This window comes from Flavobacterium psychroterrae (assembly GCF_018380615.1).
Lineage (GTDB): Bacteria > Bacteroidota > Bacteroidia > Flavobacteriales > Flavobacteriaceae > Flavobacterium > Flavobacterium psychroterrae.
The window spans coordinates 1-1,339 of record NZ_JAGYVZ010000073.1 but is presented as its reverse complement, the minus strand read 5'-3'; the positions used below and the strand labels follow the sequence as shown (position 1 = coordinate 1,339).

Annotated in this window: 1 protein-coding gene; it reads left to right on the top strand. The window is 29.4% G+C overall.

The annotated features are described in order from the left end of the window. Positions 1–84 precede the first annotated feature (84 nt). Positions 85–1,287, top strand: coding sequence for an IS4 family transposase (locus KHA90_RS25070; protein WP_213308266.1), 1,203 nt, complete (start codon positions 85–87; stop codon positions 1,285–1,287). The last annotated feature ends 52 nt before the right edge of the window (positions 1,288–1,339 follow it).

Sequence of the window (1,339 nt, the reverse complement as noted above, 5' to 3'; positions counted from 1 at the left end):
TCATTGTTGTCCGATAAAAAAAGAAGCCAAAAAGATGGCTTCTTTAAATGAATCGTAAATTTGTGTTTCGACATACAAAATACGATGAGTAAAAGTAATTATTTTTCTAGTAAATCTGTTTTCGGACAGCTGATTTCTTTAATTGATGATTCGATTATAAAAAAAGAAGTCAAAAAATGTGAATCAGATCGCTACACAAAGCGATTTACCACAAAAGATCATTTAATAAGTATGCTCTTTTGTTCGTTCTCAAAGTGTACATCACTTAGAGAAATATCTGGGGCAATGCTCGGATTATCAGGTAAAACAAGTAGTTTTCAGTTAAATCATATCCCTAAAAGGAGTACTTTATCTGATGCAAATAAGAAAAGAGACGTTTTAGTTTTTGAAAATATTTATCATCAATTACTAAGGCAATATGGTGGTTTTTTATCGGACAGCCGCATTAAGGATGTCATAAATAAACAGGTTAAAATTTTTGATAGTACAACAATTAGCCTATTCAAAGAGATTATGGGTTGTGTAGGTAGAAATCCAAAAAGTGGAAAAAGAAAAGGAGGAATTAAATTGCATACGGTTGTCAATGCTGATGAAATGGTACCGAGCTTGGTTTGGTTTAGCGAAGCCAAAGCACATGATCATAATTTTTTAGAAAAATTAAAATGCGATGAAAACACTATTTATGTTTTTGATAAAGGTTATAATGATTATAAGGCTTTTGAGCACTTTGCAACTCAAAAAACAGGATTTGTAACTCGAATAAAAGACAATGCATCGTATATAAGAATCGAAAAACTAGACATTGGAGAACGAATTCACAATGGTGTTTTAGAAGATGAAATTATTGAAATTGATGTAAAAAAAGGAAAAGAAACATCAAAATTAAGGTTGAGAAAAGTCACGTTTTATGATCGGGTAAATAAACGAGAATTTGAGTTCCTAACTAATTTATTTGATTTGCGTGCTGATTTAATCGCAGCTTTATACAAAACAAGATGGCAAATAGAGTTGTTATTTAAACAACTAAAACAAAATTTTCCCTTGAAATATTTCTTGGGTGATAATGAAAATGCCATTAAAATACAGATTTATTGTGTTTTGATCGTAAACTTGCTATTAACAGTGGTTAAAAAGAGATTAAAGCGTAGTTGGGCATTTTCAAATTTGGTTAGCTTTTGTAAAATTCATCTTTTCAATTACATCAATTTGATGAAATTTCTAGAAAATCCAGAAAAAGATTGGATAATTGACAAGGCTGAATCAGAACAACTATCATTTATTTTATAACCTGTTTTTAAAAAAATACAATAATAAAAAATTAAAACACTGACAATGAGAC

Coding starts and splice junctions, on each gene's coding strand:
- KHA90_RS25070 (WP_213308266.1), top strand. CDS start 85: ATGAGTAAAAGTAATTATTTTTCTAGTAAATCTGTTTTCGGACAGCTG.